Annotated in this window: 14 protein-coding genes; 8 read left to right on the top strand and 6 right to left on the bottom strand. The window is 28.4% G+C overall.

From position 1 onward, the window contains the following. Positions 1-5: 5 nt before the first annotated feature. The 4 genes from Q3304_RS15500 to Q3304_RS15485 form a co-directional block, all read right to left on the bottom strand. Complete coding sequence (locus Q3304_RS15500; protein ID WP_074179080.1) at positions 6-2,501, bottom strand: ATP-binding protein; 2,496 nt, start codon at positions 2,499-2,501, stop codon at positions 6-8. A gap of 256 nt (positions 2,502-2,757) precedes the next feature. Continuing rightward, on the bottom strand, positions 2,758-3,045 hold the full coding sequence (locus Q3304_RS15495; protein WP_054269108.1) for a hypothetical protein: 288 nt from the start codon (positions 3,043-3,045) through the stop codon (positions 2,758-2,760). A 19-nt stretch (positions 3,046-3,064) separates the two neighbouring features. Beyond that, the gene (locus Q3304_RS15490) at positions 3,065-3,340 is read right to left on the bottom strand and encodes a hypothetical protein (RefSeq protein ID WP_054275850.1); all 276 of its coding nucleotides are present in this window, start codon (positions 3,338-3,340) and stop codon (positions 3,065-3,067) included. 438 nt (positions 3,341-3,778) lie between these two features. Next, on the bottom strand, positions 3,779-5,239 hold the full coding sequence (locus Q3304_RS15485) for an NADP-dependent glyceraldehyde-3-phosphate dehydrogenase (RefSeq protein ID WP_054269106.1): 1,461 nt from the start codon (positions 5,237-5,239) through the stop codon (positions 3,779-3,781). A 380-nt stretch (positions 5,240-5,619) separates the two neighbouring features. Between Q3304_RS15485 and Q3304_RS15480 the strand changes: the two genes are divergently transcribed. The 5 genes from Q3304_RS15480 to Q3304_RS15460 all read left to right on the top strand — a co-directional run bounded on the left by Q3304_RS15480 (position 5,620) and on the right by Q3304_RS15460 (position 9,626). Further along, positions 5,620-6,408: an EFR1 family ferrodoxin gene (locus tag Q3304_RS15480; RefSeq protein WP_219673740.1), complete on the top strand. Its 789-nt coding sequence runs from the start codon at positions 5,620-5,622 to the stop codon at positions 6,406-6,408. Between the two features lie 338 nt (positions 6,409-6,746). Next, on the top strand, positions 6,747-7,325 hold the full coding sequence (locus Q3304_RS15475) for a TetR/AcrR family transcriptional regulator (protein WP_167639742.1): 579 nt from the start codon (positions 6,747-6,749) through the stop codon (positions 7,323-7,325). A 50-nt stretch (positions 7,326-7,375) separates the two neighbouring features. Continuing rightward, positions 7,376-7,609 carry a hypothetical protein gene (locus tag Q3304_RS15470; RefSeq protein ID WP_054269103.1) on the top strand — a complete coding sequence of 78 codons (234 nt, stop codon included), beginning with the start codon at positions 7,376-7,378 and terminating at the stop codon, positions 7,607-7,609. An 8-nt stretch (positions 7,610-7,617) separates the two neighbouring features. Further along, positions 7,618-8,868, top strand: coding sequence for an MFS transporter (locus tag Q3304_RS15465; RefSeq protein ID WP_074179076.1), 1,251 nt, complete (start codon positions 7,618-7,620; stop codon positions 8,866-8,868). A gap of 188 nt (positions 8,869-9,056) precedes the next feature. Then, complete coding sequence (locus Q3304_RS15460) at positions 9,057-9,626, top strand: hypothetical protein (protein WP_054269101.1); 570 nt, start codon at positions 9,057-9,059, stop codon at positions 9,624-9,626. A gap of 215 nt (positions 9,627-9,841) precedes the next feature. Here Q3304_RS15460 and Q3304_RS15455 read toward each other — a convergent pair whose 3' ends face one another. After that, complete coding sequence (locus Q3304_RS15455) at positions 9,842-11,182, bottom strand: GHKL domain-containing protein (RefSeq protein WP_407814120.1); 1,341 nt, start codon at positions 11,180-11,182, stop codon at positions 9,842-9,844. Between the two features lie 366 nt (positions 11,183-11,548). On the opposite strand from Q3304_RS15455, the gene Q3304_RS15450 reads away from it, so the two are divergent. The 3 genes from Q3304_RS15450 to Q3304_RS15440 are packed head-to-tail and all read left to right on the top strand — an operon-like array spanning position 11,549 to position 13,588. Continuing rightward, entirely contained in the window at positions 11,549-11,869 is a 321-nt protein-coding gene (locus tag Q3304_RS15450) for a PadR family transcriptional regulator (protein WP_054269099.1), read from the top strand. Positions 11,870-11,880: 11 nt separating this feature from the next. Continuing rightward, positions 11,881-12,558 (top strand): permease prefix domain 1-containing protein, encoded by a 678-nt coding sequence (locus tag Q3304_RS15445; protein ID WP_074179074.1) that lies wholly within the window; start codon positions 11,881-11,883, stop codon positions 12,556-12,558. Then, complete coding sequence (locus Q3304_RS15440; RefSeq protein ID WP_407814119.1) at positions 12,551-13,588, top strand: DUF4097 family beta strand repeat-containing protein; 1,038 nt, start codon at positions 12,551-12,553, stop codon at positions 13,586-13,588. Before Q3304_RS15445 ends, Q3304_RS15440 begins: the two co-directional genes overlap by 8 nt. Before the next feature lie 204 nt (positions 13,589-13,792). On the opposite strand, the gene Q3304_RS15435 is transcribed toward Q3304_RS15440, so the two are convergent. Then, a partial coding sequence (locus tag Q3304_RS15435) for a PEP-utilizing enzyme (protein ID WP_407814118.1) occupies positions 13,793-15,040 on the bottom strand: 1,248 nt, incomplete at its 5' end.

Genomic DNA, 15,040 nt, shown 5'->3' with positions numbered 1-15,040 from the left:
CCTTTCTATATTTCAGAACAATAGCTTTGATATTTTTCTTTAATTAGACTTTCTTCTACTTTTGAAACGGCTGTTGATATCTTGGTATTTGGTGCATTAAATCCTCCATTGTCTCCTCTATCTCCATATTCAGCATACTCTCTTGATGGTCCTGTTTTTCCTTCACTCCAACTTCCACCACTAAGTTCTACACGATAATAAAATACTTTCTCTATTTTATAATCCCAACTTGTAAAATATCCTGTATAGTACAGAGTCTTATCTATACCACTTGCAGAGAATGAAAGTGTATTATAACCATTATAACCACCTTTGCCTCCATATCCACCTGAGCCTGGTACACCATTTGGACCTGCTTCTCCATCTCTCACTGTTACATCACAATGATTAATTATTCTATTTTTTTGTTCTTCTGAATCTGAAACGAAGTAAATATTACCTTTCTTACCAGCATTTCCACCTATTCCAGCATTTCCACCAGTTCCACCTTTATCACCTTTTTTACCTTTTGTGCCTTCTGCAAAATATCCCTTAAATATTTGTGCAGCAAAATAACTTGTATATCCTGCATCTGCTCCATTAGCTCCACTTGCTCCATCATCTCCACGTTTCCCATCTGTTCCTTTAGAGCCATTTCCTCCATTTGCAATTAATGTTAAGCGATAATTTCTAATTTCTTTCTTAATGTATAGGTAAATATTACCTGCATCCCTACCATCTTTACCATTTTGTCCATACATAGAATTATCTACAAGGTCTCCACTCTTTCCACTTACGTTAATCTTTACATTGCTACTTACATCGAGATTATTACAAGAAAGAATAATATTTTTCTCTGATGCAAATTCCATTCCAAGGTTATCATCCATATAAATAGTCTCTTTAGCAAAGAACATAAATGTAGTAGTATTGTCATCTACTTTTCTATTTTTAAAATATTTCAATACACTACTAATTACTAAGTTTGGAATCAATGCTCTTATTTCAACACACTTCTTATCATTAATATTAATTGTTTTTACTATAAATGGATTTAAGATGTATTTACTTACAAATTCTCTAATTATTTCGTTTCCTTCTTCTCCATATGCATTTAATCTTGTTATACTGTCTACTAATTCTTCACGCTGTACAGTCGTAACATTCATCAAAATTTCTTCAAAATCATTTACACTATACATATAGTCCTTTTTATTTGCAACTTCCATCAATTTTTCTCTATTTTTTAATGTAAATACTTGTTTTTGTACTTCATGAGAAACTAAAACTTTTTCTAAATTCTTTCTTATTATAGTGAAGTTTTGCTCCATTATCTTTTTACTTACTTTTTCTATAATAGATTCCATGTGTACAGAAGGTAATAGAATTTCCCCAGTTCCATTCTCTGTATATTTACTTAGGGCATCAATTATATCTAAATTTCCCTTTATCTTATTTTGTAACTTCATGCAACTATCTTTCAAGAATAATCCACTTTCTTTAGATAACACATTAATAAATTTGTCTATAGTAAGACTTGATGTATTTTCCAACCAATTTTTAAATGTCCCTACAACTCTATCATATGTTGATATTTCTCGAATCATTGTTATTCTTTCAATAACATTAATAAAGTCTTCTGTATATGCCTTCACATAATCTTCTAAACTAGATACTATACTACTTTGAATCTCTTTTATTAATGTATCTAAAACTAATCTTGCATCCGAACTAATTGGATATTGGAATGCTGATGTCTTATCCTTGACTTCATTTAATTCTAGTGCTTGTTTTAATAAAGTCTCTCTCTCTTCAGCTACAAGAGGCTTACAAAGATGAATATTTTTGCCATTATCTTTTAGCAATTCTTCAAATAACCAAGCCTTTTCATCTATATTACTTTCTGAGGATTCACACAACTGTTCATATTTTTTTCTGATAATATTATATAATTGTTTTTCTGTTCTTCCTAAGAAGCTTTTTGAAATGAAAAAAGTTATACTTCCTTTAAAGTTATCTTTATGAAGACACATATTTAACTGTTGGAATAAATCCAGCACTTTTGTAAGTCTAGAGTCTAAAATGTCTGCTTCTGGTATTAGTACAATTACTGCACATATAGATGCAGAATTTTTAAATACCTCACCTAATGAAACTGCTGCACTAATATCATGAGCTACTCCTCTATTATCACTAAATCCTGCAGTGTCACATAATTTTGCATTCATTCCTTCCACTGGTTTTCTCATATCTACAATATTCGGATATAGAGTTTGTGAGACAGCTCCTGAGCCAATCTCTGCTACAGGGTCTAAACATTCAATATATGATGTACCAGTATCTTCATCTTCTACTTCCTTCATTACACATCCCGCAAGATAATTAATTGCAGTACTTTTTCCACAACCTGTACCTCCAAGAACTAGAATTAAATTTTGACCTTGTGCCTTATTTATCGCTACTTTTCCTTCATCTAATAAGAGTGTTATTTCATCTAAAAGTTGATTTTGATTTTCTAGCATTTATTTGCCCCCTAAATTATAAATTTTGATTTAAATAAAAGGTTTTATTTTACTTTTGTAATTGATAAATTTCTATCTTATTTAGTAAAATAACTGTGTTGCAGAATATAGATTTTGTCAACACAGTTATTTTAATTAGTTCATTTATTTGGTTATATTTTTTTGTTATATTTTTAAACACTATCTTTTCATAGTTATCATATTTATAGACTTTTTTCTTTTTATTATAGTTATACTTCTGTAAGAAATTTAGACATTACACCACTACTGGCTTAAACATTACACTTCCGTGATTATACTGTCTATCTTCAACTACAATAAAAACAGGTTCTAAATCTTTAGTAGATGTTATTTTTAATTCTAAGAAAATATTATTAGTCGGTAATATTTCTACATTATAATTATTTAAATTATTGTCTGTGATACTATTAAATACATCACCATGACGTTCAAAGAAAACATTATCAACTATTACAAAATAGACATCTTCCTTTTTACTATTTTCAACCTCTAGAGTGTTTTGTTTCGTTATATTTAATCTCATATCCTAGCTCCTATTAATATTACTTAATTACATTAATACTTGTAATTGTTGCATCATGCTCATCACAAGGAAGAGGTTTGAAAACTACTATTTCTGCTAAATAATCATGTGGAGGATTTGTGACTGAAGTAGCATTACAAATAAATTTAAAATTTGTTCCTGCAACAACTTGAGTAGCAACAATAAGTGCTTCATAATCAACACCTTTTAACATTCCTACAGCTTCATTAAATACTTTTAAATCTTCTTCCTCGACAGTTCTAAATTTTGACCATCCACCAACAAAAAGACTCATATAAAATACCTCCTATATATTTTTTTATTTATCCATATAATATTACTAATTTTCTTAATATTCAATATATTTCGTGTAACTGGTCAATCAAAATGCATAACTGGATAAATATTCAAGTAAAACAATTTTTTTAAACATTATTCTATAGTTTAAGATAATTTTATACAAAAATATATCAATTCTATTAGGATAAAATATCTTAAAAATTCTTTAGAATATCTTTTATATTTAAATGTTTCCCTAAAAATAAAGTAGATTAGATACTTCTATCAAGTAAAGTTGCTTAAAACTTCAAAAAATAAAGTGGAGAATTAAACTCTCCACTTTATTTTATATTTCCAGCCATTCACTTATATTTATTGATTATTTTTAGTTGCTTCTCTATATTTCTATTGCCAGTTATTATTCTATATTTTTATCTATACGCTACTCATTTACTTATAACTCTTTAACATTTACCACTACTGCCTTAGGTCTAGTCATAGCCTCAATTGAATACTTAACTCCTTGAGTTCCCATACCAGATGCCTTTACACCCAAGAATGGGAAATGGTCTGGCCCTCTTTCAGTCTTATTATTTATTTGAACAGTTCCAACCTCAAGCTTATCAGCAATATAAAATGCCCTATCAATATCACTTGTAAACACTGATGATTGAAGTCCATACTCTGACTGATTAGCAATTTCAATTGCTTGATTTATATCTTTAACTCTTATAATTGGAAGTACTGGACCAAAAGGCTCCTCCCAAGCAATCTTCATATCAACATTTACATTGTCTAATAATGTTGGATAAAATAAATTATTTTTTCTAACATTACCTGTTATTAATTTTGCTCCTTTATGTAGTGCATCATCAACTAAACCTTGAACAAAATCAGTCGCTTTATTATCTATAAGAGGCGTGATAACTACTTCCTCCATTGGATTTCCAATCGTTAACTTCTCTACTAATGGCTTTATCTTTTCCACTAATTCATCAGCTACACTCTCTTGTACTAGGATTCTCTTCACTGCTGTACATCTTTGACCTGAGTATGAATAAGCTCCAGACACTATATTCTTAGCTGCAAAATCCAAGTCTGCATCTTCTAATACTATAGCGGCATCTTTTCCACCAAGTTCCAATAATAATGGTACCATTCTAGATATTTTAGATATATGTTGACCAACTTCAGTACTACCAGTAAAGTTGATAAAATTAATTCCTTTGTGAGTTACAACATAATCCCCTATCTCACTACCCCTACCTGTAATAGTGTTAAGTACTCCATCTGGTATACCAGCTTTTCTCATAATCTCTACTACATGAAGTGCACTAATAGCTCCTTGTGTGGCAGGTTTTAATACAACTGCATTTCCACCAATAAGTGCTGGTGCAATCTTTGACATTGATAAATTCACAGGATAATTAAAAGGAGATATCGCCAAAACAGTACCTAATGGAACCCTTGAAACATAAGACATCTTATTTCTTGTTCCACCAGGGAAGTTATCACCACTAATAGCTTCACCTTCCATATTTTTTCCTACATCAGCTGTATATCTTAAAAAATCTGCCGTTCTTTCAACTTCTGCTCTTGCAGACTTTATATCTTTGGCTATTTCAAGTACCAATATATTAGCTATCTCGTCCATATTTTCTAACAATAAATCAGCAGCCTTATGGAATATATTAGCTCTCTTGTATACAGGCATTTCAGCCCATACCTTTATACTCTCTTTTGTATTTTCAATGGCTTCATCTACTTCGTGTTTTGTCATAGATTGTACTTTACCAACAAGAGAATTATCTATTGGTGAGTAAATTTCTATTGGTTTTCTTGAATTAGATTCCACCCATTTTCCATTTATTAAATTTTTATATACATTTTCTTTTGTTCTAAGTTCATTAAACATATTTTTATTCCTCTCTCTGATATAACTTTGTGTATTTAAATTATAGCCATTTATTCGTTATGTAAACATTTCTTTTTTTAATAAACGTTTACCTTAAAAAATTTTTTCATAATCTATATTTTTTGTATTTTAAATGGCATTGTATTTTAAATAATTCTCTCATTATTTCACCCTTATATTTCTTGCAAGGTATAATTACACATATCATAATGTCAACAAGAATAGGACAGATTATACAATTAAAAGAACGCTATTCTCTTAATTATTGACCATAATTTGCATATATGATATAATCCTAACAGAACATTATTCTGTTTAAAACTCAGAATAAAAAATAGACTGTTACAAGTCTTATTCAACATATTTTGGAGGTAAAAAATATGCGTAATGTAATCTACTACTTTACTGGAACAGGAAATAGTATGCGAGCTGCTCAGGTAATCGCACAAGAACTTAATAATACAGAGATTATCTCAATGAGAACATCACCATCTGATTATTCAAAATTGACTGCTGAACGAATAGGATTTATTTTTCCTGTATACCATTGGACTATACCAGAAACTGTAATTCAATTTATAAAAAATTTAGAGTTATCCCCTGATGCCTATATATTTGCAATTTCTATGCCTGCTTTTATTAACGGAAAAAGCATGGAAGAATTAGCATTGTTACTCAAGGAAAAAGGGTGTAATTTATCTTATGGGAATAAAGTATATAGTGTTGCAAACTATGTAGCCATGTATCCACCATTTCCTAACCCTAAAAAACGTGTCCCTAAAACGGAGGAACAGCTTAGAATTATATCAAAAGAAATATCACAAAAAGAAATAAGAAACTACCCAAAACCCAATTTTTTAGTAAATACACTTTTTCATAAAATAATGGACCATTATATAAAAAATTGTCCATCTAATGATAAATATTTCAAGGTTTGGGATGATTGCATTTCTTGTGGATTATGTTTTAAAGTATGCCCTTGCAAAAATATAATAATGCAAAATGGTAAACCAACATTTCAACATAAATGTAATCAGTGTATGGCTTGCATTTCCTTTTGTCCAAAAGAATCCATTAATTTCCCTTATTTCACTCGAAAACGCAAAAAATATCATAATCCTTATATTAGTTCAAATGATATAGTGTCAAATCGAAAATATTATAAATAAGGTTAGGAATCTGAAAAATATAGTGCTTAAAAATTTTTCGCTATCCTATCTCAAATATAAATAAGAAAATCTTATCACTGTAAAACAATTAAATTTGCCAGCTATCAAATACTCAGATATAAAGACATAAAGCCAATAACCTATAAATAACATCCCTTATGGCTATTGGCTTCATATAACGGCTTCCATATGAGATTAATAACAGATTGTAGCAAAAAATATTGCTTATTGTCAGGATCAAGCTTGACAAATTTGTAAATGAACAATATCATATATTTATGACTTAAAATATATTTTAAGTCATAGATAACATATACTTATAGAGAGGATTGATAAATATGGCTAAAAGCTTTACAGAAATAGAAAAAAATAATATTAGAAAAAGATTAATTTCAGAATGTGAAATTCACTGGTCTAAATATGGATACAAAAAAACTAACATTGACGAACTTTGTTCAAAATCAGGAATTGCAAAGGGTTCATTTTACACATTCTTTGATTCAAAAGAAAAGCTATTTTTTGAAGTATTAAATGAAATTCAAAACAAACTTATATCATCAGTAGATGAAATTTTAAGTAACATGCCTCAAAAAGAGGGTTTTGCAAAAGCCTTGAAGATGTTATACCGATTATATGATAAAAACCCATTCTTATATTCACCAAACAATGCTGATTACATCTCTTTATTAAATAAGATGCCTAAAGAGATGCTTTCGCAACTTGAATATAATAATGTACAAAGTTTTTACAACTTAATTGAAAGATACAATCTCAAATTAAAAATAGAGAAAGAAAAAGCCTTTGGTGTTTGCAATGCCCTACTTTCAAGTCTATTGCTAAAAGAAGATATTGGATATAACTACATTGAAGTATTTGATTTTATGGTAGACAATCTTGTAGAACACATACTTGAGTAATAATTTAAAATAAATTTTCTAAACATTTCTTTATAACTAGGAGGGGTAATATGATTGAATTAATACAAAAACTAAATGATATTATTTACAAAATAAATGATAAACTAAATATCCACACAAAACTAGTAGACCCTAGCAGCGAACTCATGCCATTCTACTCTATCTTATCTATAATATTTTCTGCATTTATAATAATATTAGGGATTAAAACAAGAAAAAACTTCCTTATAGTCATTGCTGTCATAGCAATCATTATAAATATTTTAATAATCTTAGATAGGTAGGTATATATATGGTAAAATCATTAAATACTTTTAATAAAAATTTTAACTTAATGGTATTAGGTCAAATAATTTCATTATTTGGTGCATCAATACTCAAGTTTGCTTTATCTCTCTACATACTTGATATGACTGGTAAGGCAGAAATATTTGCTACGATACTCGCAGTATCTTCAATCCCAATTGTAGTATTCTCCCCTATTGGTGGGGCTATTGCAGATATATTCAACAGAAGAAACTTAATGGTTATTTTCGATTTTTCAAGTAGTGTTGCAGTACTAATCTTATCACTCTTCTTATTTAATGATAATGGTTCAATACTACTTATAGGAATTATTATGACCATACTTTCAGTCATAAGCACAATGTATCAACCAACAGTTCAGTCAAGTACACCCATTTTAGTAGATAATGAACATTTAATAAATGCAAATGGTATCGTAGCTGGAGTTGCCTCTCTTACAAATATAGCAGGTCCTGTATTAGGAGGTGTTTTGTATAGTATCCTTGGTATCAATGCAATTGTCGTTATCAGTTGTATAAGTTTCTTTCTATCTGCAATTATGGAGATATTTATACAGATTCCTTTTGTTAAACAAGAACAAACTGGCAACATTATAAAAACTATATTTATTGATATAAAAGATGGTATTATCCATATATGTAAGGAAAATAGATTTACATTAAAAATACTCTTTTTAGCAATGGCAATAAATCTAGTTTTAAGTTCTATGCTAATCGTAGGTATCCCCTATATAGTAAAAATAACTATGGAATCTAATAACTTTCTATATGGTGTAGCAGAAGGAGCAATCTCTTTTAGTTCGTTAATAGCTGCTGTGAGTATTGGTATTTTCTCAAAGCATCTGAAAATAACCAACTTACATATTTGTTTCATCATATGTGCACTTATATTTATACCAATGGCATTTTCAGTCTATCCATTTATATTAAATACAGGATTTCCAGTTCCATTTTTAATCTTTATTATATCCTCTATGCTAATATTTTTTACAACGACTCTTATCTCAATATATGCTATAACAATCATACAGTTAAAAACTCCAAATGAACTGCTAGGAAAAGTTATGGCTATTCTTTTTGCAGGAACATCTGTCGCAATGCCTATTGGGCAGGTTATATATGGTAGACTTTTCGATTTATTATCAGATAGAGTGTATATTATTATAATAGGAGTAGGATTTATTACATTACTTATAGCATTTATATCGAAAATAACATTACAGAATGAAAAAATTTAGATACTCAGAATTTAAATAGAAAGGTTTTAGACCTAAAAACCAGACATAAAAATTCAATTTTCACTAATTTCTGAATTCACATGCAAAATTGTGTATCAGTGTGTTGACGTATTGGAAATTGATTGATATAATCAATGGAAAATAAACTTTATAAAAATTCAAAATATTCAGCTATAGGAGTGATAAAAATGAGTTACATGCCAAATATAGAACAAGCATGGGAAATACTAAAAAAATACAATAAGGAAGAATTTCATATAAGACACGCTCAAATCGTATCTGGAGTTATGAGATACTATGCAAAAGAATACGACCCTGAGAGAGTAGAATTTTGGGAAGTAGTTGGACTTTTACATGACTTAGATTTTGAAATGTATCCTGATGAACATTGTGTTAAGCAAAGAGAATTAATGACAGAGCTTGATTTAGATAAATCTATAATCGATTCTACTGTAAGTCATGGATATGGACTAACTGGCTCAGATGTCAAGCCAGAACAGTTTATGGAAAAGGTATTATTTGCTGTAGATGAACTTACTGGTTTAATTGGTGCCGCTGCAATAATGCGTCCTTCAAAGAGTGTTTCTGATTTAGAATTGAAATCTGTTAAAAAGAAATTTAAAGATAAGTCATTTGCTGCTGGCTGTTCTCGAGATGTTATAAGAAGTGGTGCAGAAATGCTTGGCTGGGAACTTGATAAGCTTATTCAAACAACTATAGAAGCTATGAGAAGCTTAATCCCAGAAATGGCGATATAGCCTCTCATACATATACCATAGAAGTTACATCTTTAAAGAGTTTTTCTATTTTTGATGCAACTTCTTTTTTTATTTATCACAATAAAAAGCTTACTATCTTAAGCTTATTAATATGCCCCATTTATAATATGTATAATATCCCAACTTTGAAAAATTTTGATAAATAATAAATAATTTCAATATGTACACATAATTATAGACTTTACCTGTATACATTAAATTACATGATTGACTACCTTTTTCACATTTTTAAGTGGTATAGCAATTTTAACTACAAATTTGTCATCATCATATTCAATTACAACATTACCACCATACTTGTTTACAGAGTTTTTTATACTTCTTATTCCAAAACCATGAAAAGGACCTGTTTTATCTGTCACAATATCTCCATTTTTAGTAATAATCTCATTTACTTTAGTATTTTCCACTCTTATTAGATAAAAATTTTGCATGACATCGCCTTTAATACAAATCTTTCTATTACCACTATCTATTTTGTTACATGCTTCAATCGCATTATCTAAAATATTAGAGAATATATGACATACATCTACTAATTCAATAGCTTCACAATGACTAAAATTTATTCCTGTTCTTAGTTCTATATCATTTTTATCACAGATTTCTTTCTTTTCACTTAATATACTATCTAATATGAAATTACCAGTATTAAAAAATAAGTCATTACCATGAATCTCTCCTTGTAGATTATCTAAATATGAAGTAACATCAATACCTTTTTTAATCATGGCATTTATACACAATAAATGATTTTTCATGTCATGACTTAATAATCTAGTCTTTAGATATTTCTTTTCTATATCTTCATAATACTCACTTTCAGATTTTAAAACGTTTTTAATCATATTATTTTCTACCATTAAAGTATTATATTGCTGTAACTTCTTAGCAATTAAGATTAAAATAATACTTGATATAAGCAGTACAACAGAAATCATAACAAATTGACTATTATGCATTCCACTACCAGACTTTGAATTAAATATGTATTTAAAAATAATAAAAAAAGATGCTATATTAGCGACTATTGGGATGATTATATAAGAGAATGTCTTTTTATTTATTTCTATATTCAATTTTATCTTTAATGTTCTGTATAAAAATAAAGCTAAAATCAAAAGCATCTTTCCAGATACCATGGACTCAATTCTGTATATATAACCTGTTGCCATCTTACTCATATCATCTATAGAATTAAGCCAAACTGTTAAAGATATACTTAAAGCATCTGTAGCAATTAATAACATCCAGTAAATTAAGGATATTAATATAGACTTCATAAACCTCACATCATATGAGATTTTGTAAAATACGACAGTAAACATCACAGATATAATTACTCTTATATCTGGAGATACATCAAAAAAATAAATTATATTAGCAAAAATAATAATGCTACCCATGTATATATTTATTTTTCTATTAGAAATTTTTTGCTCACTTGTATAATCTAGCATTTTCTTACAAAGAAACCATTCTATTATAAAGGATATCATAATGAAAATATTCCAAAATAAGCCTGACTTTATCATAATACTTTCTCCTAACGTATTGATAAATTATTTTTTATATTTTACGTATAATTTAATTATATACGACTCTACACGTGTAGTAAATAGATTGTCAAAATTATTCCAAATAAATCCATATTTCTTTTCTTTTTTAATTATATCACTTATTTTGCTAAATTAAATTAGACTTTATATCATTTTTTAACATAATGACTATATAAATTTATCTAAAACTAAGTATAAAATATATTATCCATAAAACTTTTACATTATTTTCATATAAACTCTTATAATCTTATAATAACACTATGAAATATTTTTTCTCATGATATACCTTGACAGGCGAGGTATATCAAAGTATTATATATTTAATCGGAGGTGATGTTCATGACAATCGCATCTGACATGATAAGAGGTCATACAGAAACAATTATCTTAAAACATTTACTTGAAAAAGACAGTTATGGTTATGAGATTAATAAATCTATACTTGAAAAGACCAATGGATTGTACGAGTTAAAAGAAGCCACTCTATATACAGCGTTTCGTAGACTTGAGCAGTCTGGTGCAATAACCTCTTATTGGGGAGATGAAGCTACTGGAGCTAGAAGAAAATATTATTCTATAACAAACATAGGCAGAGAAAAATATATAAAAAGCCATGAAGAATGGGATAATACAAAAGCACTAATAGACATATTAATTTAGGAGGTGAAAATATGTTAGATAAAATACGTACTTATATTGATAATAGCTTTACAGGAATTAATGAAACAAAAAAAGTCAGAGAACTTAAAGATGAATTATTTGAAAATCTAAAAGAAAAATACAACGACCAAATACAAGATGGTAAAACAGAACAAGAAGCATATAATTCAGTAATCTCAGGAATTGGAGATTTATCTGAGTTAATTGAAAGTGTTAAAGAACCATATTTTGTACCTTCTGAATTAATTGAGGAAAAAAAGAAAAGAGCCTTAAGAGCATCAATAGCAATTGCTCTTTTTATAGTAAGCCCTTTCTTGTTTGTAGTCTCAATTGTGAGCTTTGGTATAGAGCCAACTCTAGGGATTCTTTTAATGCTTATATTAATAGCAATTGGAGTAGGACTACTAGTTTATAATCAAATGACAAAACCAAACTATGCTCTATATAATGATACTTCAACAAAAGAATTCAAAGAATTTAAAACAAATTATGATGATATAAATCCGGCTTACAAATCATTTATTAGTGCATATTGGATTATAATAGTTGCTATATATCTAATCACAAGCATGCTATTTAATATTTGGTCTTTTTCATGGATACTATTTATAATAGGTTCTGCTGGTGTTGAGATTATTAAAGGAATAATACAACTAAGTGAATCAAAGGAGGATAATAAACATGAATAAAAAACTCATAAAAACAAAGATTTTAGTATGGAGTATCGTTGCAATATCACTTTCTATAGTATTTATCCTTCTTCTTATAGGAAATATATTCTCGCATTCTTTTAATCTTTCTTTTAATAATTTACATTCTAAATACAACTATGATAAGTATATAGTAGCTAAAAATGAAAGTTTTTCAGATAAAATAAACGATATTAATGTTGACTGGATTTCAGGTGAAGTTAGAATTAAGAAAAGTGATTCTAATAAAATCAAATTAATTCAAAAAACTCCTTCTAATTTTTCAAAGAAAAAACTTGCAAATATAAAGGTTGATGGAAATTCTCTTTCTATAGATGATAATTCAGCAAAGAAATTCTTTATTGGAGTTAATCTTCCAAAACCAACAATACTTGAACTATATTTGCCTAATAAGCTTTATGATAAAATAAATTTATCTACTACTTCAGCAGATATATATAGTACTTACATAAAAGGTAATATAATGGAAGCTAGTACGGTTTCAGGCGCAATAGAGCTTTCTGGTAATATTAATAAAGTAAACTTAGACACAACTAGTGGTGATATTGATATAACAAAACTAGATAGTAAAGACGCCACATTTACCTCAACATCTGGCAGAATACAACTTTCTGGCAAAATTGATAGTTTAAATTTAGATACAACTAGTGGTGATATAAGTTTAAAAGATATAAATAATAAAAGTCTTGTCTGTAGTACAGTTTCTGGACGAATGGATGTATCTGGAACACTTTCTGATATTAAAGCAGAATCAACTTCAGGTGATGCAAAAATTATATCTAACAAAATGTTGTCTTCTCTAAACTACGAGACTACTTCTGCCAATATTGATTTATCTATTCCTGATAATCCAGGATTCACTTTAAGTTTTGATAAGATTTCTAGTTCTTTAAATAGTGACTTTGAATTGAATCGTCACGATGATTTATACACTTATAAAAATGGGGCTACAAATTTCTATGTAAGTGCTACAAGTGGAAATTTTACTATTCTAAAAAACAAGAATTAGATAAAATGATTATTGTAACCAAAATACTTTTATTATTATGAGAAAAACACTTTTATTATTAAAATCAAAACACTTCTATGGTAGATTTATTATTTATTGATAAATCAAATACTCATAGAAGTGTTTTTATATATCATAATTTTATATTGCCTCATTCATTTTCACTAGTAAACGTCTCTCCTATAATACTCTACTAAGTCCACTCTATTTACATATAATCTCAACATATCCTTTATATGCATCTATTCTCAAATAATCTCCTGTTTTAATCAGACTTGTAGCATCTTCCACTCCCACCAAAGCAGGTATACCATACTCACGAGATACTATTGCACCATGAGTCATAAGCCCTCCAACTTCAAGTACTAACCCCTTTGCGTTTACAAAAAGTGGAGTCCAACCAGGGTCTGTAAATTTAGTCACCAAAATCTCATTCTTTTGTAAACTGTCATCATTTGGATTCAATATAACTCTTGCATATCCTTCATAGATACCTGCTGATACTGGCATACCAACAAATGCTCCTTCTGGTACCCCCTCTTTTGAATAGCTCCCAGAGAATATCTCTCCTTCATTTGTAATTACCCTTGGTGGATTCAGTTTTTCATATCTATCATACTCTATTTTTCTGCATTGTATACTTTCTTTGAAATTTACTTTTTCAGTTAATGCTTGATATATTTCATCAAGGTTTAGATAAAATATATCGTATCTATTATCAAGTAAATTATCCTTTTCTAATTTATCCCCTACTTCATCAATTACTTTTCTTACTTCATTAAATACACCAACTATAATATATTTTCCATATTCACGTAAAGGCAAGAAAGTCTTTATATTATTTAGATGATTCTCAACTTTTTTTACTAAATCATCTTTACCTATCTTCTCATAAGCTTCCAAAATTAATTGTTCACTTTCACTCGATTTTTCAATCAATCTTTGATAGTTTTCTCTATGTTCATTTTTTTCCAATGTATTTATATTATTCAATATAGACATACTTATTGGAGTGAAATCTTCTTGATAACGAGGATTTGTTATATCTATTTCTCCAATTCCTCTCATCCCAAATTGTCTTAAAAAATCACTTAACTCACTCTTTAATTCATCACTAGCATTTTTTAAAAGCAATAAATGAGCATCTTTAGGATTTTTATTTAATATATCAATCTCTTTTAGATTATTCCTTATTAAATCAGCTAAATCACCTACTCTTAATCCCATCTCAGTAGTAATATTTCCTTCTAGTCCACTTACAAAACTATCTTCTAAGTACAATAAATCTAATTCTTCAAGCATATTTCTAAGTTTTCTATCACTTAAAATTCCTGGAGCTACATTTGGTATAAGTTGCTTTGCTAACTTAAATATAAAAGCAGATAATAACTCTTCCACGATTACAATCTTTTCACATAAATCATTTCCCTTGTTTATATTTCTATACACATC

Origin of the sequence: Clostridioides sp. GD02377 (assembly GCF_045899875.1) — a bacterium.
GTDB classification, from domain to species: domain Bacteria; phylum Bacillota; class Clostridia; order Peptostreptococcales; family Peptostreptococcaceae; genus Clostridioides; species Clostridioides difficile_A.
This window is presented reverse-complemented; position numbering and strand designations above follow the sequence as displayed.